This window comes from Acidithiobacillus thiooxidans ATCC 19377, from assembly GCF_009662475.1.
GTDB lineage: Bacteria > Pseudomonadota > Gammaproteobacteria > Acidithiobacillales > Acidithiobacillaceae > Acidithiobacillus > Acidithiobacillus thiooxidans.
On the sequence record NZ_CP045571.1, the window covers coordinates 802,671 to 823,111 of the forward strand.

21 protein-coding genes and 1 tRNA gene are annotated in these 20,441 nt (G+C 49.0%); 19 read left to right on the top strand and 3 right to left on the bottom strand.

Going from position 1 to position 20,441, the window contains the following annotated elements:
* Positions 1-108 precede the first annotated feature (108 nt).
* A tRNA-Ser gene (locus GCD22_RS04280) sits at positions 109-198 on the top strand.
* 20 nt (positions 199-218) lie between these two features.
* Here GCD22_RS04280 and GCD22_RS04285 read toward each other — a convergent pair.
* Together GCD22_RS04285 and GCD22_RS04290 are read right to left on the bottom strand one after the other, a co-directional pair.
* The gene (locus GCD22_RS04285) at positions 219-707 is read right to left on the bottom strand and encodes a glutathione peroxidase (RefSeq protein WP_024894156.1); all 489 of its coding nucleotides are present in this window, start codon (positions 705-707) and stop codon (positions 219-221) included.
* A 51-nt stretch (positions 708-758) separates the two neighbouring features.
* Positions 759-1,421 carry a PilZ domain-containing protein gene (locus GCD22_RS04290; RefSeq protein ID WP_139110705.1) on the bottom strand — a complete coding sequence of 221 codons (663 nt, stop codon included), beginning with the start codon at positions 1,419-1,421 and terminating at the stop codon, positions 759-761.
* Positions 1,422-1,826: 405 nt separating this feature from the next.
* Between GCD22_RS04290 and GCD22_RS04295 the strand changes: the two genes are divergently transcribed.
* The 18 genes from GCD22_RS04295 (at position 1,827) to GCD22_RS04380 (ending at position 18,658) form a co-directional block, all read left to right on the top strand.
* Complete coding sequence (locus GCD22_RS04295) at positions 1,827-2,795, top strand: ubiquinol oxidase subunit II (protein ID WP_031569193.1); 969 nt, start codon at positions 1,827-1,829, stop codon at positions 2,793-2,795.
* A gap of 29 nt (positions 2,796-2,824) precedes the next feature.
* Positions 2,825-4,975 carry a cbb3-type cytochrome c oxidase subunit I gene (locus tag GCD22_RS04300; RefSeq protein WP_031569195.1) on the top strand — a complete coding sequence of 717 codons (2,151 nt, stop codon included), beginning with the start codon at positions 2,825-2,827 and terminating at the stop codon, positions 4,973-4,975.
* Between the two features lie 69 nt (positions 4,976-5,044).
* A complete protein-coding gene (locus GCD22_RS04305; RefSeq protein WP_010643012.1) occupies positions 5,045-5,683 on the top strand; it encodes a cytochrome c oxidase subunit 3 in 639 nt (212 codons plus the stop codon).
* Entirely contained in the window at positions 5,680-6,045 is a 366-nt protein-coding gene (locus tag GCD22_RS04310) for a cytochrome o ubiquinol oxidase subunit IV (RefSeq protein WP_010643010.1), read from the top strand. The genes GCD22_RS04305 and GCD22_RS04310 overlap by 4 nt, the downstream gene beginning before the upstream one ends.
* Positions 6,046-6,071: 26 nt before the next feature.
* A complete protein-coding gene (locus tag GCD22_RS04315) occupies positions 6,072-7,007 on the top strand; it encodes a cytochrome C oxidase assembly protein (protein ID WP_153940459.1) in 936 nt (311 codons plus the stop codon).
* A 21-nt stretch (positions 7,008-7,028) separates the two neighbouring features.
* Positions 7,029-7,997 carry a heme o synthase gene (locus GCD22_RS04320; RefSeq protein ID WP_153940460.1) on the top strand — a complete coding sequence of 323 codons (969 nt, stop codon included), beginning with the start codon at positions 7,029-7,031 and terminating at the stop codon, positions 7,995-7,997.
* Between the two features lie 14 nt (positions 7,998-8,011).
* Complete coding sequence (locus GCD22_RS04325; RefSeq protein ID WP_010636841.1) at positions 8,012-8,437, top strand: RrF2 family transcriptional regulator; 426 nt, start codon at positions 8,012-8,014, stop codon at positions 8,435-8,437.
* A 492-nt stretch (positions 8,438-8,929) separates the two neighbouring features.
* Positions 8,930-9,340 (top strand): DUF302 domain-containing protein, encoded by a 411-nt coding sequence (locus tag GCD22_RS04330; protein ID WP_241781385.1) that lies wholly within the window; start codon positions 8,930-8,932, stop codon positions 9,338-9,340.
* Between the two features lie 35 nt (positions 9,341-9,375).
* Positions 9,376-9,879 carry a thiosulfate oxidation carrier protein SoxY gene (soxY, locus tag GCD22_RS04335; protein ID WP_010636838.1) on the top strand — a complete coding sequence of 168 codons (504 nt, stop codon included), beginning with the start codon at positions 9,376-9,378 and terminating at the stop codon, positions 9,877-9,879.
* Positions 9,880-9,925: 46 nt separating this feature from the next.
* Positions 9,926-10,255 carry a thiosulfate oxidation carrier complex protein SoxZ gene (gene soxZ, locus GCD22_RS04340; protein WP_010636837.1) on the top strand — a complete coding sequence of 110 codons (330 nt, stop codon included), beginning with the start codon at positions 9,926-9,928 and terminating at the stop codon, positions 10,253-10,255.
* A gap of 41 nt (positions 10,256-10,296) precedes the next feature.
* A complete protein-coding gene (gene soxB, locus GCD22_RS04345; RefSeq protein ID WP_024895114.1) occupies positions 10,297-12,030 on the top strand; it encodes a thiosulfohydrolase SoxB in 1,734 nt (577 codons plus the stop codon).
* 42 nt (positions 12,031-12,072) lie between these two features.
* Complete coding sequence (locus tag GCD22_RS04350) at positions 12,073-12,804, top strand: Aq_1264-related membrane protein (protein ID WP_024895115.1); 732 nt, start codon at positions 12,073-12,075, stop codon at positions 12,802-12,804.
* Between the two features lie 82 nt (positions 12,805-12,886).
* Positions 12,887-14,629 carry a cytochrome c biogenesis protein ResB gene (locus GCD22_RS04355; protein WP_244947616.1) on the top strand — a complete coding sequence of 581 codons (1,743 nt, stop codon included), beginning with the start codon at positions 12,887-12,889 and terminating at the stop codon, positions 14,627-14,629.
* Between the two features lie 47 nt (positions 14,630-14,676).
* Entirely contained in the window at positions 14,677-15,060 is a 384-nt protein-coding gene (gene soxX, locus GCD22_RS04360) for a sulfur oxidation c-type cytochrome SoxX (protein WP_010636830.1), read from the top strand.
* Positions 15,061-15,088: 28 nt separating this feature from the next.
* A complete protein-coding gene (gene soxA / locus GCD22_RS04365) occupies positions 15,089-15,952 on the top strand; it encodes a sulfur oxidation c-type cytochrome SoxA (protein ID WP_031569886.1) in 864 nt (287 codons plus the stop codon).
* A 68-nt stretch (positions 15,953-16,020) separates the two neighbouring features.
* Positions 16,021-17,202 carry a c-type cytochrome biogenesis protein CcsB gene (ccsB, locus tag GCD22_RS04370; protein WP_024895119.1) on the top strand — a complete coding sequence of 394 codons (1,182 nt, stop codon included), beginning with the start codon at positions 16,021-16,023 and terminating at the stop codon, positions 17,200-17,202.
* A 294-nt stretch (positions 17,203-17,496) separates the two neighbouring features.
* Complete coding sequence (locus GCD22_RS04375) at positions 17,497-18,114, top strand: hypothetical protein (RefSeq protein ID WP_010636824.1); 618 nt, start codon at positions 17,497-17,499, stop codon at positions 18,112-18,114.
* A gap of 118 nt (positions 18,115-18,232) precedes the next feature.
* Complete coding sequence (locus tag GCD22_RS04380) at positions 18,233-18,658, top strand: RrF2 family transcriptional regulator (RefSeq protein WP_010636822.1); 426 nt, start codon at positions 18,233-18,235, stop codon at positions 18,656-18,658.
* Between the two features lie 230 nt (positions 18,659-18,888).
* Here GCD22_RS04380 and GCD22_RS04385 read toward each other — a convergent pair whose 3' ends face one another.
* A complete protein-coding gene (locus tag GCD22_RS04385; RefSeq protein WP_031572923.1) occupies positions 18,889-20,436 on the bottom strand; it encodes an NFACT RNA binding domain-containing protein in 1,548 nt (515 codons plus the stop codon).
* Positions 20,437-20,441: the final 5 nt, after the last annotated feature.

A 20,441-nucleotide genomic window follows, 5' to 3' on the forward strand; every position in this document is an offset into this window, starting at 1 on the left:
AATAAGAACATAATGAGTTTCTGGTGTACTGAAGGAATATATTTTTGTATGAGTTAAAGTTGTCTGGCATTCACATTTGCCCGGGCTTTGGTTAAACTCCACTGTCACGGAGGTGTGGCAGAGCGGTTGAATGCACCGGTCTTGAAAACCGGCAGGGGTTTGCGCCCCTCGTGAGTTCGAATCTCACCGCCTCCGCCACTATCAATAGCAAAAATCGGTCAGCAGTTTTCTTGTAGAGCTTTTTCAATAGCTTTACATAATCTCTCAGGTTTCTTGTTGGGTGCATAGCGGGCAATAGGTTGTCCGCTTCGATTCAACAGGAATTTTGTAAAATTCCAGTGTACTTTACGACCCCAAAATCCCGGGAGACTTTTAGTTAACCATTGATAAAGAGGGGATGCATGTGCTCCGTTGACGTCAATTTTCTCGAACAACGGAAAATGGATGTCAAAATGTTGAGAGCAGAATAGTTGAATACTTTGGTTGTCTCCTGGTTCCTGATGCCCGAACTGATTGCAGGGGAAACCTAAAACCGTGAATCCTTGAGAAGCATAGGTTGTGTATAATTCATTCAGTCCGGCACATTGCGGAGTGAATCCGCAAGCGCTGGCAGTGTTGACGATCAAGACAACCTGCCCCCGAAAGTGGCCAAATCTTATTTCCTCTCCGGTAATGCTGCGGGCCTGCATATTATAAAATGGGCTCATTTTAGCGTAATCCACCTCAAATTATGCTTTTGCTCAATTTTTAACGTTTTATTATAGCGGTTCAATGCTACCTTCAAGAAATTGTTTAAGCGTTTCTGACTGTTGCTTGTCCTCAAAAATAAAGGCAAAACCCAAAAGAGCAAAGCCGTTAGGTCCGATAGTCACGTCATCAGAATCGGATAGGTTTTGTGTCACCAGTGCAGAGCGCCGCAGCTCAGCCCGGCTTTTCCAACTGCTACGATCCGATTTGAGCAGAATAATTTCTCCTTGTTCATGCAGATGTATATTCAGTTTGCCATCATCATAGGTGGCCATATGCATTCCACCCATAAAGCCACCATAACTCACATCCATAACCTGTCCATATATGGGTTCATTCAGTTGTGGGTTACTCCAGTAGGCAGTCATATTGACCGTTAGGCTGAAGCGTTCATGTTTTCTGGTATTTCGAAGCCATAACTGTTTTGGATAATCGATATGCATTCCTGAGGCGTCGATCGCCCTGATGGTAGAGAGGAATCCTAGGGACTGGTCTGTACCATAGTACACACAGAGTACTTTTTCCCCGATTTGTCCGAGAAGACTCAAGGGGTTGTCCGTATTTATCTGAATAGATGTGGCTGTCATTTTGGTGATGGCAATTTGCTGGGTGAGGGCAGTCTGTTCGCGGAACAGGGTCAGATATCTATGTTGTAGGCGCAGTTCAATCAGCAATTCCGGAATGTCTTCGGAATCTACGGTGTTCCAGGAAAGAAACAATTCTTGCGCGTGTTCGTATAGAGGTTTGTTGATCATGGCAGCCGCTCTGGTTGGGTATGTAAGCATATCATGGTTCGTGATATTCGCTAATCAAATCATCATTATTTCGTTATATTAAATATAAATAATATTACTTTTATCCACTTTTAATAAGAAGGGTGATCTCATAGATTTTTTATAGTTGTTCTACAGATGGTAGTAATGTATATATCGCATAACACTATCCAATATAAATCAGGGTTGAGAGTATAAAGAGTAGAGCTAATTATTTAACCTGATGAATATAATAATAAATTTTTACATTTGAATAGTGGTTTAGTACCTTTTTCTAATAAATACCTCATTGAAGGAGAGGTGAATATGTTGAAGAAAGCAAAGCTAAGTCACTTGCGTTATTTGGCGATTATTCCGTTACTGCTGTTATTGAATGGCTGTGCAAAACATTCCATCTGGTGGATATTTAATCCCAAGGGAGTAGGTGCCCATGCCAGCTTCATATACATGATGATTGATGTGGCCGTCATGCTGGCGATTGTTGGTGTTACGGCCATTTTGATTGTCTGGTTCATGTGGAAGTACCAAAAAGGCAAGAATCGTGGCACCTATGATGGGAAATGGGAGCATTCCAGAAAACTGGAGGTGGCCTTTTGGGGTATCCCAATCGTTGCCGTTGCTTTTCTTTCCTGGGCCGTAGCCATACATGGCAGTTTCGCGGTCAATCCCTACAATCCTACCATCATTACCAAGCACATGAAGCCGAAAGGCGATCCCATACAGGTCGATGTCATCGCGACGGATTGGCAATGGCTGTTTATCTATCCCCAGTTTCACAACATGGCCGTCGCCAATGAACTGGTCGTGCCAGCCCATACGCCGGTGTTTTTCAAGTTGACCTCTACGGCGGTCACTACGGACTTTTTTGTACCCCAGTTGCTGGGCATGATTGATGTGATGCCAGGCATGCGCACTAAAGATGCCTTAGAAAGCAACAATCTCGGGACCTATCAAGGTATTGCTGCAGATTATTGCGGAGCAGGAACTTCGTGGATGCTCTTCAAAACCAAAGTGGTCAGTATGGCCGATTTCAAACAATGGGCGCACGGTGTTGAAAACAGCCCGAATACCATGGATTACGCGCAGTTCAACCGCTTTGCCGAACCCTATATCAATGTAAAGGATAAAACCCCGGTTTATGGGCATGTTGAGCATGGTCTTTTTAATCATCTGCTTCTGGAGGTTATGGATGGCAAAAAATGGCCTTTACCCATGTTTATGACTGAAAACATGTTTCACTACTTAAAACTGCAAGCCGCAGAACATCGCGCCTGATAACAACAGACTCGCAATGGAGAACCGCTATGCTGGTTAACGTACCTGGACCTTGGAGTCCTCTGCTGGGACGTCTCGCCTTGTCCGAGATCCCTTACACCAATCCCATTCTTGCGCCGCTCTTTGTGGTGATCGTTCTCGCCGGAATAGCGTTGGTGGCAGCTATCACTTATTATGGAAAATGGGGTTATCTCTGGAAAGAATGGTTTACCACGGTAGATCACAAGAAGTTGGGTGTCATGTATATCATCCTTGGTCTGGTTATGCTTTTTCGAGGATTTATTGATGGCCTGATGATGCGTACCCAACAAATGCTGGCGGTGGGGCCTGGTGATAATGGTATGAAAGCCATGGGCGCAATTCACGGCTATTTGACCCCCTTTCATTTTGGTCAAATATATAGTGCGCATGGATTAATCATGATTCTTCTGGCGGCTACGCCACTATTGGTCGGCATCATGAATATTATTGTCCCTTTGCAAATTGGTGCTCGGGATATGGCTTATCCCTATCTGAATGCTTTGGGTTTATGGATTACTGCCGCTGCTGTGTTTCTGATCATGATATCTCTATTTATAGGGGACTTTTCGCACAATGGCTGGTTTGGTTACGCGCCTATATTTGAACTGGCTTATAGTCCTGGTGTAGGTGTGGACTACTGGATATGGACTCTGGAGTTGGTGGCTCTTGGAACGACATTGGGAAGTATCAATTTTCTCGCAACAGTGGTTAAAATGCGGGCACCTGGAATGACCTGGAGTCGTCTGCCAATTTTTACCTGGTCTGCTGTTTCGGCCAATATTATTGCGTTAACTTCCTTTCCCTGTTTGCAGGTGGCCTTGGCACTGGTGGGTGCGGATCGCTATCTGGGTACTCACTTTTTTACCGCCGGATTTGGTGGAAATTTGATGCTGTACACCAACCTGTTCTGGCTCTGGGGCCATCCAGAAGTTTATTTCGTCATTCTTCCGGCTTTTGGCATGATTTCTGAAATTATTCCTGCTTTCTCCGAAAAGCCGATTTTCGGTTATACGGCCATGGTATTAGCTACTTTTGCCATTGCTGGCGTATCCTGGATTGTCTGGCTGCATCACTTTTTTACCATGGGTATGGGTCCTTATGTCAGTACGGAGTTTAGTATTGCGACCATGCTGGTGGGTATTCCCACAGGTGTGAAAGTCTTCAATTGGGCAGCAACCATGTACAAGGGAAGACTCACTTTTAGCGCAGCCATGCTCTGGGCCATTGGTGCTTTGTTCCTGCTGTTGATTGGTGGTCTGACCGGAATGATGCTTTCTATTCCAGCGGTTAACTATATGGTGCACAACAGTGTATTTGTGGTGGCGCATTTCCATATGATGCTGCTTTGTATTGTCTATGCGGTTTTCGGTGCAGTGATTTTCTGGTTTCCCAAGGTTTTCGGTTTCAAGCTCCACGAAGCCTGGGGAAAAATCATGTTCTGGTTATTTAGTGCCGGCACCTTCCTGGTCTTTTTCCCGATGTTCATGCTGGGCTTTATGGGCGAAACACGGCGCCTGGATTGGCCTTTTGATCCGCATTGGGCAGTATGGTTTGATGTTCAGGAAATCGGCATCGTCGTTTATGTGCTGTCGGTACTGGCCTTTCTTTGGATGATTTATGTCAGTATTCGGGATCGGGCGCATCATCGTGTGGGTGCAGATGCCTGGGGTACTTCCCGGAGTCTGGAATGGCTGGCCGATTCACCTGTGCCTTTTTATAATTACGCTATGGTTCCGCATATCAATGCCCGGGATGAAGCGGCCTGGCGTCGGGAGCATGGCCTTTCAGAAAGTCGGCCAGATCACTTTGCTGCCATACATATGCCCAATAACACAGGCGTAGCCGTTTATATTGGTGCATTAACCTTTGTCATAGGTTTTGGACTGACCTGGCGGATCTGGTGGTTGACCGTTGCGGCGCTGGTTTTAACGGTACTGATCATGATTTATCGTTCCGGTAAAGGTGATCCTGGTTACGTTATTTCTGCAGAAGAAATGGAAAAGCTGGATCGGCAATCCCGGCAGAACATGTCTGATGGTCAACAACATCTCCCCAAAGGCGGTGGTTATACCGGAGGAACAGTAACGGCTTATTCCGCCGCAGCAAGTGATCAAAGACCTCAGGATACTCCGCCTGGAAATTCCCGACCGTTGTCTTAATTCCACCGGATAGCGTGGCAGGATTGATACTGCCACGCTTTTGCCCAGCATTTAATGAAGGAGTTGGATATGAGTTCTTCTCATGATAAGCCCGTAGATCCCAACCAGGTGGTTTTGTGGTCGGATGATTACGAAGGGCATGATGTAATTTCCACCCGAACCTTCGGGTTCTGGATGTATATTTTAAGTGACGGAATGTTGTTTGCGACACTTTTCGCAGCTTATGGCGTGCTGAGTTATTCTCATAGTTATTATACCGGTCCGACACCGGCACAATTTGTTGCTCCCTGGTACACCTTTATTCAGACCATGGCCTTGTTTCTGAGTGTGCTGGCTTACGGGTTTTCCATGGCTTCACTGAAAACCGGCAGTAAGGCCGGCGTTATCAATGGAATAATTGCCTCCATGGTTTTGGGTATCGTCTTTGTTGGCTTGGATATTCATGACGTGTTGCGCATGATCAGCATCGGCGTAACGCCGGAAGTCAGTGGCGGTCTTTCCGCCTTTTACGCGTTGACCCAGGTCCACGCAGCCCACATTTTTGTAGGCCTGATCTGGATGCTGGTGATGTTGTATCAAATCTTGAGGAAAGGCTTTACGGAAGATGTGGTTGGACGTCTGATCAGTTTGCGCATGTTCTGGCAGTTTCAGGCGGTAATGTGGGTCTTTATTTATGTGTTTGTTTATTTGTGGGGGTATATGTCATGAGTCATGGTCATAGCAATCCGATTGAACATCCGGAAGTACAGATGGCGAGTCGTGGGAGTTATTTGACAGGATTTATTATTGCATCTTTATTGATGCTGGCTGCTACCATTCTGGTCAGTGGTCAGGTCCTGGCACCTTTCCCCCTGTTGCTGACCATTATGGGTTGTGCGGGTCTGGCGGCCATCGCCCAGATTTATTTCCTGCTGCATATCGACATTTCTGAACACAACATCTGGAATACGGTGGCCCTGGTAATGTTCATTCCCTTGTTTGTCATCACGATCGGACTGACCTGGTGGATGTTCTCACAGTTATACCTGCGCACTATGCCGATGATTCCGGGTATGCCAGGCATGCACTGAAGGGTGACTATATGGGTGAGAAAATCATGAGACAAGCTGCTGAGTTAGGTGGGGCGGGCGGGGAGGGGCAGCTTCCCCACGCCATAGAAGGGGAGATGACGCCGGCGGTGCGCCTGATTGGCCGGATCATCACGGCTGGTCTGCTGCTGGCAGTGGCGGCAGGCCTGTGGCAGGGCTTCAGCAGTCACGGACTGCTGGATGGCCTGGTCAACGGCCTCAAGGCCAGCGAAGTCGGCTTTGCCATGGTCCTGATCCTGCTCGGCAGCATCGTCGAAGGCTTCGGTTATGGCCTGTCTCTGGGGACCAAGTGGCCCTACACCCGCAATATTGTTGTGCTGATGGTCCGGGGTGACCCGGAAGCCGCCCATCGGGTCGTCGCCACCCTGGTCGGACTGGTTGCCCTGGCACTGGTCATTCTCGCCCCCACGGTCACCACCATCAGTGGTCTGATTCTGATTGTCGTGACCGCCCTGTTTGGCATGGGCACCCTCTACGTGCTCGCCGGTCGGGCCCCGGCTTTTGTGCATGGCACCCATGGCCTGCTGGCTTATGGCGTGTTCCTGGTTTACCTCACCGGGCTGGCCTACCCCGGTCTCAATTTCTGGACTTATCTCGGTGCCATGGGCGCGCTCCATGCCCTGCTGCTCGCGGTCTTTCTGGGGGGCATGACCACCGGACAACGCGGCTTCGGCACCGCGATCGGCGCCTTCGTACAACCCCGGAAAGCCTCGCAGTGGACCATTGCCGCCCACATCACGGCGGGCCTCATTCTGGTCGCCACTCTGGGCTACATGATGCCCGCCTACCCGATTGCCTTCTATCTGGCTGTCGGGCAGTTCGCGGTTGGATTTTTACTTTTTCACGCCGTCAGCCTCAAACCCAAAGACCCCGGCATCATGGTCGCCTTTCACCAGAGCATGGTACTGCTCATGGCCCTGGCCATTGTCCTGGTCTGGCGCTGAGACACGGCTACAGGAACCCCCATGAAAAGTCACGTGATCACCGCTACCCCCAGCGACCCCGACGGCCTTCTGTCGGCCGCAGGAACAGAAGCCGCCCGCCACCAGAATTTTCGCCCCGGCCTCTTTCTCCATGACCTCTGGGTCCTGGCCAAAGCCCGGGTCGTCTCCCTGCTGGTCTTCACCGCCGCCGTCGGCGAAATACTCGCCCCCAACGCCCTGATCCACTGGCAGTCCGCTCTCGCCGGACTGTTCGGCATTGCCCTGGCCGGTGGTGCGGGCGGCGTGCTCAACCAGATCGTCGAACCGGACCTCGACCAGCACATGCGCCGCACCCTGCACCGGCCGCTGGCCGAAGGCCGCATCAGCCGTCGGGGCGCCATCGTCTACGCCGCTCTGCTCATGACCGCCGCCATTGCCATTCTCGCCTGGGGCACCAACCCCCTGACCCTGATTCTGACCCTGGCCGGCACCGTCGGCTACGGCGTGGTCTACACCCTCTACCTCAAACCCAGCACCCCCTGGAACATTGTCTGGGGTGGACTGGCGGGTGCCTTGCCCCCCCTGATTGGCTGGACCGCCATCACCGGCAGCATCGCCGCCCTCCCGGTGGTTCTGGTCCTGCTGGTGTTTGTCTGGACCCCCGCGCACTTCTGGCCCCTGGCCATCAACTGCCGGCGCGACTACGCCAAAGCCTGCATACCCATGCTGCCCTGCACCCACGGCATCGACCGGACCCGCAAGGAAGTCCTGAACTACGCCATCCTCACCTGGGTGGTCAGCATGATCCCGGCGTTTCTGACCGGAGACTGGATTTATGGTGGCATTGCCTGGCTCTCGGGCGCCTGGTTTGTGGGCATGGCCTTACGCCTGAAAGCCCTGCCCGAAGGCCAGGAAATGGATCAATACGCCCGCAGCATGTTCGCTTATTCCATCTCTTATCTGTTTTTGCTTTATACCGCACTCATTCTGGGCAAATTGCTTTTAGGATAAAAGAGGATTGGCAAATGATGTTCAGCAAAAGCAGTGAATGCGCCTTGCGGGCCATGATTTATATTGCCGCCCGAAAGCCGGGTACGCCGGTATTAAGTCGCGACGTAGCTGAATATCTGGGAATGCCAATTCAGTGCATAACCAAAATCATGCGTGGATTAGCCAAGCGGGGATTGCTGGAATCTTTGAAAGGGCGTGGTGGCGGTTTTGTACTTACGCGCAATGCGGACAGTTTGAATATTCTGGATGTTGTGGAAGCAGTGGAAGGGCGTCTGACCCCGCATTGTCTGTTGGGTTTGAAGGTGTGTGCCGATGAAACTGCCTGCCCGGTTCATTGTCAGTGGGCGCAACTGCGCGGGCAGGAAATGGAAGTGCTGCGTCAACAAAGCATTGGTGCCATGGCACAGATGTTGTTTGCTAGCCCGGGGAATTTGGCATAGGTCCCTATGCGTTCATTGGGAGGTTGTGCACATATCGGGACCAAGATTAGCTGGTTCTGTGCCATCTGGACCAGTCTGGTCCTGGACCAAGAATCAGCGGCGAATGGATGGGGTGCTGCGGGGTGCTACAGAGAAACATCTGCCGTATGTCTTTACCATAAATACACAATCAACTTTTTGTTCTATTTGATAAAATAATTAAAAAAATGGCGCCATCAGGGATTTTTGTGGGTCTCAATGGGTGCATTTCAAGGTTTGGCATACAGTTTGCTATAGACTAATCAGTTTAGATTTGGCGGCTCCCATGATGAGCTTGATCAGATTGCTGATGTGAAAAATCAACAGTACGTGATGTTTTTGTCGTGAACAATTGGAAAGGGGTCGCCCGGAATGAAATTTCGAGGATTGGTAGCACTGAGTGTGAGTGTTTGTGCAAGTTTATTCGTCACTGCGGTAGCAAGCCCGGTGTATATCGAGAAAGTCGATATGCCCATGAAAGCGGCCATGTCAGAAGTCAAAAACGTTTTGCATGATGGTGGTTATAAAATTGTGCTTCATCTCAATATTTTGAAGCTGATTCAATCCCAGCAGAAGCAACTGAAAATACCCAATTTTAATCGGCATAAATTTACCGATGTACAAGCTTTGGTATTTTGTAATCCCTATGACTTCAGTAAGTTGCTGAATGCCGATTGGCCTGCTGCCGCAGGTTGTCCATTGACTTTGGATGTGTTTTCAAAAGGACAAAACAGTTACATCGTTTACGGATTACGGGCTGACTTTGCGAATACGCCGGCTTCCAAAAAAATCACACAATCTTTTGATAGTGCCGTGATTAAAGTGCTGCAGGGTATTCCCATGTCTCGGCAGATTACCAAAATCCCTGACTTTTCAGGGAAATAATTTGTAAGTTCACGTTTGGCTAGAAGGAGAGATCAATGGAACAGATGAAAAGACGGAAATTTTTGGGAATGTCAGCAGTGGGTATGGCGGCAGTAGCCGGTTCCGGGGTGTTGATGCCAGCCATTGCCAATGCCGCCAATGTGGCAGGTTGGCCTGCAGCGGAATTTGATGCCAAAAAGCTGGATGAGGCGATGAAGGACAGTATTGATACAACCTCGGTAAAAACTTCGGCGAAAGTCCGCCTGACCGCACCAACCATAGCGGAGAATGGCGCGGCAGTTCCGGTAACCGTGGATGTAGATCATCCCATGACCGCCGATGATTATATCGAATCTGTATATTTGTATGTGGATCATAATCCTACGCCATTGGCCAGTGCCTTTCATTTTACGCCGGATAGTGGTCATGCCTATTTTCAGGAACGCATCAAGATGGCGAAAACCGATATGGTCAGAGCTGTCGCCAGGACCAATAAGGGCGTGATGATGTCTTCCAAGCCCCAGGAAATCAAAGTAACCATCGGCGGTTGTGGCGGATAAATATCAGAGAATTCCAAGCATCAAAATTGATTAAGGAGAAATTATTATGGCAGCAATTGGTAATCCAATGATCCGGATGGCTTCACACGCCAAAAAAGGACAAATTGTTGAAGTACGTTCGTTGATCATGAATCCGATGACTACGGGGCTGAGCAAAAATAAAGCGGGCAAGTTGATTCCTGCGCATTTTATTCAGACAGTCACCGTGACTTTTAACAACAAGCCACTCTGTAATGTAGATTGGAGTACAGCGATCAGCGCCAATCCCTATCTGGCTTTTAAAATGCGCGCCGTTGAAAGCGGTACGCTGGAAATGACCTGGAAAGACAATACGAATGGTATCTGGTCAAGTAAGGCATCCATCACTGTTGCCTGAATGAACCAGCGTTTTCACAAAAGATAACCCGCGAGGTGAGTATGAATCTGTCACGTAGAGATTTCATGGCGATGATGGGTATTGCTGGAGCAACAGGATTTTTATCGCCATCTGCCATTGCTTCTTCCTGGGGTTCAGGTAAGGACCCCTATGAAATACCCGAATACGGTAATGTCACGTTACTCCATATTACGGATACCCATGCACAGTTGCTGCCCGTTTGGTGGCGTGAGCCGGGCACCAACATTGGCACGCGTGAACAAAAGGAATGGGGTGTCACACCGCATATGGTGGGTGATAAGAAGCTCGAATATTACGGGATCAAAGCCGGGACTCCGGAAGGTTATGCTTTATCCTGCATGGATTTTGATACTCTGGCGCATAAATATGGAAAAATCGGCGGTTATGCGCACATTGCCACCCTGGTCAAACGGTATCGGGAGCAGGTGGGCAAAAAAGCCATTCTGCTGGATGGCGGCGATGCCTGGCAAGGATCTGCAACCAGTCTTTGGACCAAAGCCGAAGATATGGTGGGCGCCCAGAACCTGCTTAAAGAAGACTACTTTGTCGGCCATTGGGAGTTTACCTATGGTGCAGACCGGGTTGAGTATCTGCTCAAGCATAAGCTCAAGGCGAAATTTCTTTCCCAGAATGTGTTTACGATTCCATGGGATGAACCTGTGTTCGACCCCTACGACATTCGCGAAGTGAGCGGACGGAAAGTGGCTATTATTGGCCAATCATTCCCTTTTACACCTATTGCCAACCCCGCTTATTTTGTTCCTAAATGGTCTTTTGGCATTCATCCCGGACACATGCAGAAAATGGTGGATGAATGTCGGCAAAAGCATAAAGCCGATATTGTTGTAGTACTTTCCCACAATGGCGCAGATGTCGATAAAAAAATGGCATCTCAGGTCAATGGTATTGATATTATTCTTGGTGGGCATACCCATGAAATCATGGGACCACGTCCGGTGAAAATCAATAATACCTTGATTATTAATACCAGTACCAATGGTAAGTTCCTCGCCCGCTTTGATCTGGATGTGGGTAAAGGCAAACTCAATGGCTGGCGTTTCAATTATCTTCCCATCATTTCCAACATGATTCCCGAAGACCAGGAAATGGCTGATTATATTACCAAAGTACGTGCACCCTATGCCAAGAAACTGGCTGAGCCTTTGGCCGTTACCGAGAGTCTCCTGTATCGCCGGGATAATTTCAATGGAACTTTTGATCAGATTCTCTGTGACGCGTTGCGTGAAGAAATGGATTGTGAAGCGGCGTTTTCTCCGGGATTCCGCTGGGGTTATTGCAAACTCCCGGGGGAGACCATCACCATGGAAGATGTCATGGGGCAGACGGCCATCACCTATCCTCAGGTGACTGTCACTGAATACACCGGCGCCGAGCTGAAAAATGTGATGGAGCAGGTGGCCGATAACTTGTTTAATCCCAATCCCTATTATATTCAGGGTGGGGATATGATTCGGGTGGGTAATATCCAATACACCATGAACCCCGGTGAAACCATCGACAAGCGTATTACCGATTTGCGGGTAGGTGGCAAAATGGTTCAGGCCAACAAGCGCTATAAAGTGGCTGGTTGGGGCGCCATGCAAAAGGTGGAAGGGACGCCGGTCTGGGAAATTTTCGCCAAATGGTTGCGGTCTAAAAAGACCGTGTCGGCCAACCCGCGTGACTTACCGGTGCTCACTAAAAACATGGCCGGTAATCCAGGAATTGCATTTCCCAAAGAATACGATCTCTAAAAGATTTTATGAGTTTGGGTTTGATTGGGAGTCGAGCCGATTATGCGTAGCTTAGCAGATCTCAGTATGGCTGAAAAAATCATGCATACGGGTTTCATTTTTCTGGTTGGTTTGGGTCTCCTAGTTGCGGAGGCCTACACCTATGTCACCCATGCAGGACTGGATGGTAAGCCGGGTATATCTGTTCAGGATGTAGCTATGTCTTACTATGGAAATCGCAAGTCCAGCAAGTTGCAGGAAATGTTACCAGCCATGATGCCCATGGCGCATGTGCCCGTCAGTGAGCGGCCTAAAATGGTGCAGGCCGTCAACCATTGGATTGCCAATGGCGAAACCCGCAATGATTATGAACAGGAGGTAAAGCCATTAATTAATGGCTCCTGTTTGAAATGTCACACCATGGGTATGCCAAATATTGGTACATACAAACTGCTTAAAGCTAAGGCTCATGTGGATATGGGGATGCCTTATTCAGAGATGTTGATGATGGGTATGATCCATTTGACCACATTGGGTGTCATTTTCTGGATTGCGGGCTGGATATTCAGTAAGGCACGTTTTCCGCGTGTTCCTAAATATTTGATGATTGGCGTACCGTTTTTCGCCTTTTTCCTGGATTTTGCAGGTTGGTTCCTGACCAAGCAGGATCCTAATTGGGTCTGGTTGGTATTAATTGGAGGGATACTGTCCTGTCCACTGGTATTGGTTGGTATGGCCATCAGTTTATATCAGATCTGGTTATTTCCCCGCCAGGAGGAAGTGCCACCCTTGTGAGAGAAAATTTATGCTAGAAACCCAAGCCAGCGTTTTTACCGAGCCCTTGAGCTTCCGGATTATCTTTCGGGTTCTGGGCTCCATGCGCCTGGCGGTCCATTTACTGCTATTTGTCGCCATAGCCTCAATCATTGGCACTATTCTGCCGCAGCAGGAAGTGTATACAGATTACCTGCATCAATTCGGTACCTTCTGGTTTAACGTATTTGGCAATCTCGATTTGTATGATGTTTATCGCTGTGGATGGTACATGGGGATTGTCGCCTTTTTGATTGTATCGACGACAGTTTGCGTATTTCGTAATGCACCTTCCATGCTACGGGAAATGCGTCATGTTAAATCCAACCCATCAGAAAGTTTTTTACAAAGTAGGCCGGAGCAGTTCGAATCTTTTTCATCAAAATCAGATATAGAGTCTACTCAATCGGCAACAGCCACCCTGGACGATTTTGGTTATCAAGCCCGGGTGCTCAAGACCTCCACCGGAGACTCGGTCATTTTTGCTCAAAAGGGGAGATTTTATCGGACCGGATATTTGTTAACCCATGTGGGAATTATTTTGTTTTGTGCGGGTGCGTTATATAACGCCAATCTTCCCCTGAAATGGTCCGAATGGACAGGTACCGTACATCCTGAAAAGAATTTTGATCTTCCCCTCTCAAAAATTCCGCAGTCCAGTTGGCTATCGTCCACAAGCTCGGCATTTCGCGGCATTATCACCATCCCGGTTGGACAAACCGTCAACGCCATGTTTGAGCTGGTAGGTGATGGTTTTTTGGTTCAGCATCTTCCATTTATGTTGCGACTGGATGCTTTCAAGGTCACGCATTATTCCAACGGTCTCGCCAAGGATTTTGTCTCGACGATTTCTCTTTACCATCACGATGGGAAAAAGTTCAAAACCGGTATTGTCCGCGTCAATCATCCCATGTCGGTGGATGGTGTGCAGATTTATCAGTCCAGTTATTCCGACAGTGCTTCAAAATTAAACCTGCACAATTACCTGTTGTCTGCACCAGCGTTGCCACCGGCTGCTATTTCCACCAGTGTTGGCGAGCATCTGAAAACCTTTGGTTCACAATATGCAATTTCCATCACTGATTTCAAAACCCAGAATGTCATACCCCGTAAAGCTGTAGGTCTTTCTCCAGGACCGGATCATGGAATGATCAATATGGGGCCGACCGTGAGTTATCTGGTGAATAATGATCGTGATCATACCCGGATTATTCTTAAATCCTACATGAAAGCTTTTTCCCGGCATGGTGAAGCCTATCGATTGATTGGGTTTAGAGAGAACGGATCGAGTGCTTATCACTATCTGACAATTCCACAGGGGCCAAAAGATGGTATCCACTTGTTTATGAGGTATCTCGGGGACCTGGAGCAAGCTGCCAGAAATGGTGAAAATGCTTCAAAAACAGTTTTTATCAGTAATCTGAAAAAGGCCGAAGCACAAACTCAGGTTTACTTAACGCCGCATGAGAGAGACGATTTTTTACAGTCCAGCCTGAAAGCCATGCAGGAGTTGCGCGCCTATCCATTACCATTCCTGACTGTATTTCATGATTATGATTTGCATTGGTCTGCAGGCCTGGAAATAACCCGTTACCCTGGCATGAAAGTTATTTATGTGGCCTGTTTCGCCCTGGTCTTTGGAATATTCATTTTATTTTATGTTCCACGTCGGCGTATCTGGATTCAGATGAGTGAGGATGATGATAAAGGGCGTCGGTTCAAGCTGTTTGGGGATAGTTCAAGAAATGAAGAAGATTTTCATCGAGACATGGAGGAACTGAATGATAAATTACAGGAGAGACTATGAAGGGACACCTTTTTAACGAGTGTTGGGAATTTTAACAGGAGGTCGTTATGAAAACATCAAAATTAGTTGTCATAGCCGCAATAACATGCGCTGCTGGTTTTATAGGATTTGAAACTACCGCTGTGGCAGCACCCATGACTAATGCGCAAAATATTGCAGCCGGAAAGTCCATTGCATTTAACCGCACGCAGGGCAATTGTTTGGCCTGCCATGTGTTGCCTGGCGGTAAAATGGCGGGTGATGTAGGTCCCGATCTGGCGGTTCTGCCCCTTAAAGCCATATTTAAAACAAAAGAAAAGCTTGTAGATTTTTTGTATGACCCGGAAAAAGTGATCCCGCACATCAATATGCCCCAGTTTGGTAAAAACAAGGTGCTGACGCACCACCAGATGGAGTTGGTAGCCGATTACCTATGGTCATTAAAGGGCTAAGGTCGTTATCCCAAAAAGGAGTGCAATCATGAAAAAATTATTGATAGTTGCTGCCGCGATCAGCCTGGTAGGCATCTCAGGGAGTGCAGAAGCGATCGACTGGTGGAACCTGGGTAATACCAAAGTGGGTCCTGAACAAACCCTCAAGGATTTTCACCAGTATTTTAAGGAACAGTTTCCGAAAATGTCCTTACAGAAATACGCGCTCGGCAGTTATGCTTTCAGCCCGGAAATGTATCAACAATATCAGCAGGCCATCCAGTTTAATCCGGGAGATCTGACGCTCAGTCAGGGTAAGGCCGCCTGGCAGAAAAAATTTCCAGACGGGAAAACCTATGCGTCCTGCTTTAAGGATGGTGGCAAAGGTGTGGCCGCCAGTTATCCGTATTTTAACAACAAAACCGGTCAGGTGGTCACGACTCAGATGCGTTTGAATAGTTGTCGGGTTGAAAATCATCTTCAACCTCTCAAGTATGGGAGCGGCTCCATGATTGCTTTGGATACCTACTTTACTTCGCTGTCCAACGGTATGCCGGTGGATATCAAAGTACAGGGGCAAGGCGCCGTTAAAGCCTTTGAAGAAGGGAAGGCCAATTACTTCATGAAACGCGGACAACTCAACTTCAGTTGCGCGACCTGTCATGTGGCTTATGCTGGTAAGTATCTGAGAGCCCAGATTATTTCTCCATTGTTGGGCCAAAGTGCGCATTATCCGACTTATCGGGCCGCTTGGGGAGCAGTCAATACCTTTGAAAAACGTTTCCAGGGCTGTGACAAAAAAGTGGGTGCGATGCCGCAAAAACTGGAAAGCGTCAATTATCGCAATCTGGAATATTTTATGTCCTACATCAGTAATGGCATCAAAATCAATGTGCCTGGTTACCGCCCTTGATAACTCATTTAATGTGAATGGATGCTGAACGATCAGGTTAATCTGTCAGCATCTGCAGGAGTATATATATGTCTACCGAAAGCTCTGAAATCCGACACCTACTGACCTTTGGTGGTATGCGTGCTGAAGGGCGTCTTGCCGCTCAGTTATGGGCAGCTTTTCTGACCATCGGTGCTTTTTTGGTCTGGTATTTGTTTCGGGCCGATTTTTGGATGTGGCAGTTTATTGTTTTGGGTCTGTGGTATGTGGGCCTGATGTGGTTTGGAATCCGCTGGCCGGCCTTCAGAATCCTGTTTTTGACCGTTATAGGGATTGCGGCGATTGGTGTGGCGCTTTATCAGTCAGGATACACGGCCGCAAATAATGTGCTGCTGTATTATGTGCTCCAAAGTAACGCCATGTTTTACTGGATGAGTGGGGCGATACTGATCAGCGCCATAGGATATTATCGTTATTTATTCAGCGGTAATCAATCGGCTGGGGACTGGGGGCATCGTTTTGCCTGGATTACTGTAGCTCTGGGTTTTGCAGGCCTCGCCATTCGTTGGCAGCAAACTTACATCGGTCATCCGTCCTGGGGACATATTCCGGTAACGAATATGTACGATGCCATGGTTCTCTTGTGCACGACTACGGTACTTTTTTACCTGTATTACGAAGGCCAAGGCAAAAATCGGGGTCTAGGCGCTTTTGCCATGCCGATGATTCTTGTTGCCGATATTTTTCTGGTCTGGGTGGGTGTCGCCTATCATCAGAATCAGATTCAGCCCGTCATTCCTGCTTTGCAGAGCTTCTGGATAAAACTGCATGTTCCCTGTGAATTTGTTGCCTATGCCAATTTTTATCTCGCTGCCATGGTCGGGGTTGCTTATTTGTTGAGAGAGCGGGCAGAACGTACCGGAAGTGCTTTGGTGCGTCGTCTTCCGGACTTGAACAAGCTGGAACGCATTATGGGTTCTATGGTGATGTTCGGATTTCTCTTTTTCACGGCAGGTACTATTCTCGGCGCAGTGTGGGCCGCCAAAGCCTGGGGCGGTTTTTGGTCCTGGGATCCCAAGGAAACCTGGGCTTTGATTGTCTGGTTGAATTATGCGGCTTATTTGCATATGCGCAGCAACAAGTCCTTCGGGCAACATAACAAGGGACGCAAACTGGCTTGGTGGGCGGCTATCAGTCTGGTCACGGTGACGTTCTGCTTTATTGGGGTTGATCTTTTTCTGGGCGGGCTTCATTCTTACGCCAAGCTGTAAGGTATTGTTGTTTATATTAGGCATCGCTCCGGTCGGCGTTGCCTAATGATTTGCTCATGATTTTAAAAGACTAAATGCCGCAGTAGAGCACTTCTAAAAAATAACTATATTATAATAATAATATATACTGCTTATTCTACATTCATATATTCACAATCCTATTAAAAAATTTATTGTTGTTATCAGGGAATGCATAAGCTATAAACTAGATAACAGTATCTCATGTGAATGAATAATATTTCATTCCGATAGTAATGATGCTGTGTAATAGATCTGATAAAAAGAGGTGTCGATATGAATTCACAAGCATCAACTCAGCATGCTCGCCTGACCCTGTTCTCCTGGCCGTTGCTCGCCGCAAGGGGTGTTGCCGCCTTATTATTTGTAATTGCATCACTGATCGCTTTTGGTGAAACCATGACTTTGCTGGTTTGGTTTTTTGCCATTTATGTATTTTTTGACGGAGGTTACTCGGCAATGCGTCTTGCCCAGAAAGGGAGTGGCGCCTGTCCAAAAGTGTTGATTGCCATTAAGGCCGTCATTGGCATTGCGGCAGGCATTGCGGTCATTATTCTTTCACAGGGTGCCAGTTTGTTACCCACATTGCTGACTATTTTTGCCTGGGTGGCGATTGTCGGGGTGATTGAAGGCATATGGGTACTGCGTAATGTGCGCAATAAAGAAGCGGTGATGATTATCGGTTCTACTGCTTATCTGGCCCTGGCCGTTGCCCTGCAATTCATCTTTGCACTGGCACCGGATGCCGGTCCTTCCGTGTACAACTGGATCATTATCGGGTTCTCAGCTGCATTTGCAGCCGCCATGTTCGGTATGGCCTGGGCCATGCGTCGCAATCTTCTGAAGATGGGTGGTGGTACCTCATCCGCTTCTGCACAGGCGCATTCTGCCTGAATTAACCTGCACTGCAGAAAACAATCCGTCATTTCTGCAGTAGTTTGATGATTGTCATCAAGAGCTGCACTGTAAGATGTGCGGCTCTTGTTATATGTACAAGAATAGGGGAAAACCCATGGTATTGAGCAAAGCCACCGAACAGGCCCTGCGCGGCCTGATATATATTGCCGCACAACAACGCGGAGAGCCGGTACTGAGTCGTGAAATCGCCGATTACCTCGGGGTTCCCGTTCAGTGTATTACCAAAATCATGCGGAGCCTCGCCAAGCGCGGATTTCTGGGATCGGTAAAAGGCCGGGGAGGGGGATTTTTGCTGCTTCCCGCAGCTGAATCCCTGAATATTATGGATGTGGTCGAGGCCGTTGAGGGGCATCCTTTATCGCCACATTGTGTGTTGGGTTTGAAGGTGTGCGCGGATGAAACGGCCTGCCCTTTGCACCGCCAGTGGACGGACTTGCGTCGTCAGGAAGTGGACTGGTTACGTACCCAGACCATTTGTGAGTTGGCAAAAATGACCTTTTCCAAGATGCAGGTGGCTTAATGCCGAATCGGAACGGCTTGAGCAGATGAACCTAAAAACGGCAGTTGCCGTGGGTGCTTTTTGCTCCGTTGTTCCTTGCCTGTTGTTCTAAGGCTTATCCTGCTGTCAGGAGAGAACTCGCCCTGCGGGCTCAAACAGCTCTCCTGACGGGCGCAGGACTTTGCCAAGAACAACAACGGCTCGAAACAAAAGTCGCTGCAAAGCACCCACGGCAACTGCCGTTTTTAAGATCACCCCTCATCGTGCGCGTCGCGACGTACCCGAATAGTCTGAAAATGGCGGTAAATAACCTGACCCGGTCCGGCGCCGGGCTTACGTTGCACATGTCGGACTTCTGTCCAGTCCACTTCGGCACTCAATGCCCGTGACTGGCTGTGTTGCAAGGCCAGACGGGCAGCCGCTGCAATAACCGGTTCCGGGACCAGGGTACTGGCATTTTCCCTGCGGAGAATCACATGACTTCCGCCCAGGTCCTGCACATGAAACCAGATATCCCAGCTTTTGGCGAAACGAAAGGTGAGGCGATCATTTTCCCGGGCATTATTTCCCCAAAAAATGTCGAATCCCGCAATCATCGTGTGGTGAAAAGGCTCTGCCAACCGGCGCGTTGTTCGCTCCTGGCATTTATGTCGAACGGGTGCATTTTGCGTTTGCGGAAGCCTGTGCGCCAGCGGGAGTGCGCCCTGTCCCTTGGGCAGCAATTCGTCGAGCAGCTTTTCACTGTCCTGCAGACGCTGCTGAATTTTCTGAACGGCACGTTGGCTGCGCAGAGCTTTCTTCATGTATTTCTGGGCTTGCTGGTGCAGCGACTTGCCTGGTGTGACAGCGATCTCCAGCAACCTGCCATCCCCATGGGTATGATCGATAGCCTGAATGCTGGCGGCTCGGGCGGTGGAGTCCGGTACGGCAAACAGGGCAAAGGCCAATGTCCTGTAGTATTCGGGGGCTTCCCACTGCTGCAGATCGTGGCGCATTTTCTGGATGCGTTGCTGCAGGCGATTTTTCTCTGTGGCGAGCGCGTGTTCCGCTGGCGATGGCGCCCGAGTAAGAGTGGATGCCGGGAGTTGCAGGGCAATTTCCGGGGCCTTGGCCTGCATGGGCGGGCCGTCCGGCAAGCATAAGGGATAAAGCAGATTTTGCCCTGCTTCGGTTTTGGCTTGCCACCAGGAACTGGAAGCTGAACGCTCAGCCCATTGCTCCTTCATGAACGCTTGTGCTGTCGAACCGTCAGGGCGATAGCGTGGTGCCATACACTGTAACCAGATGCTCAGATCAGACCGGGATTCTTCAAACAGACGAGCAGATTCTGGTGGATGGTAAACAATTCCCGGGAGGAAACGGGGTGCGGTCGGGCCGTCAAGACTATCCCAACGCCAGGCCCAGCGAATTTGTTCCTGGGCATCCAGCAGAGCCAGGTTGCCGCGCCCTCCGAAACACTCGGCAATGAGGCTGAGCTGATCTACCCGCTTGCTGATATGCATCCGACTGAAGTCCATGCGCACAATCCGGTCAGCCCAGGGAACGGCAATCCGCTCTATCCGAAAGCCTTTAAGCTGTTGCTGAAGGGGGGCACTCCAATGATGGCCCTGTTCCTCTGTTGTAGCACTTTCTGGAGCCAGCCAGAGCCCCAGTGGTGTACGCTGAACCATGCAGACCAGGGTCTGCTTGCCCGTGTGCAAGTGGAGGCCACCTGCTGCCGAACTAATTTTATGGATGCTTTGTCCTGCCAGCTGTTGCTGGAAAAATTGCGCAGCGGCGGCCAGTTGCAGGGTATCCATGCGGT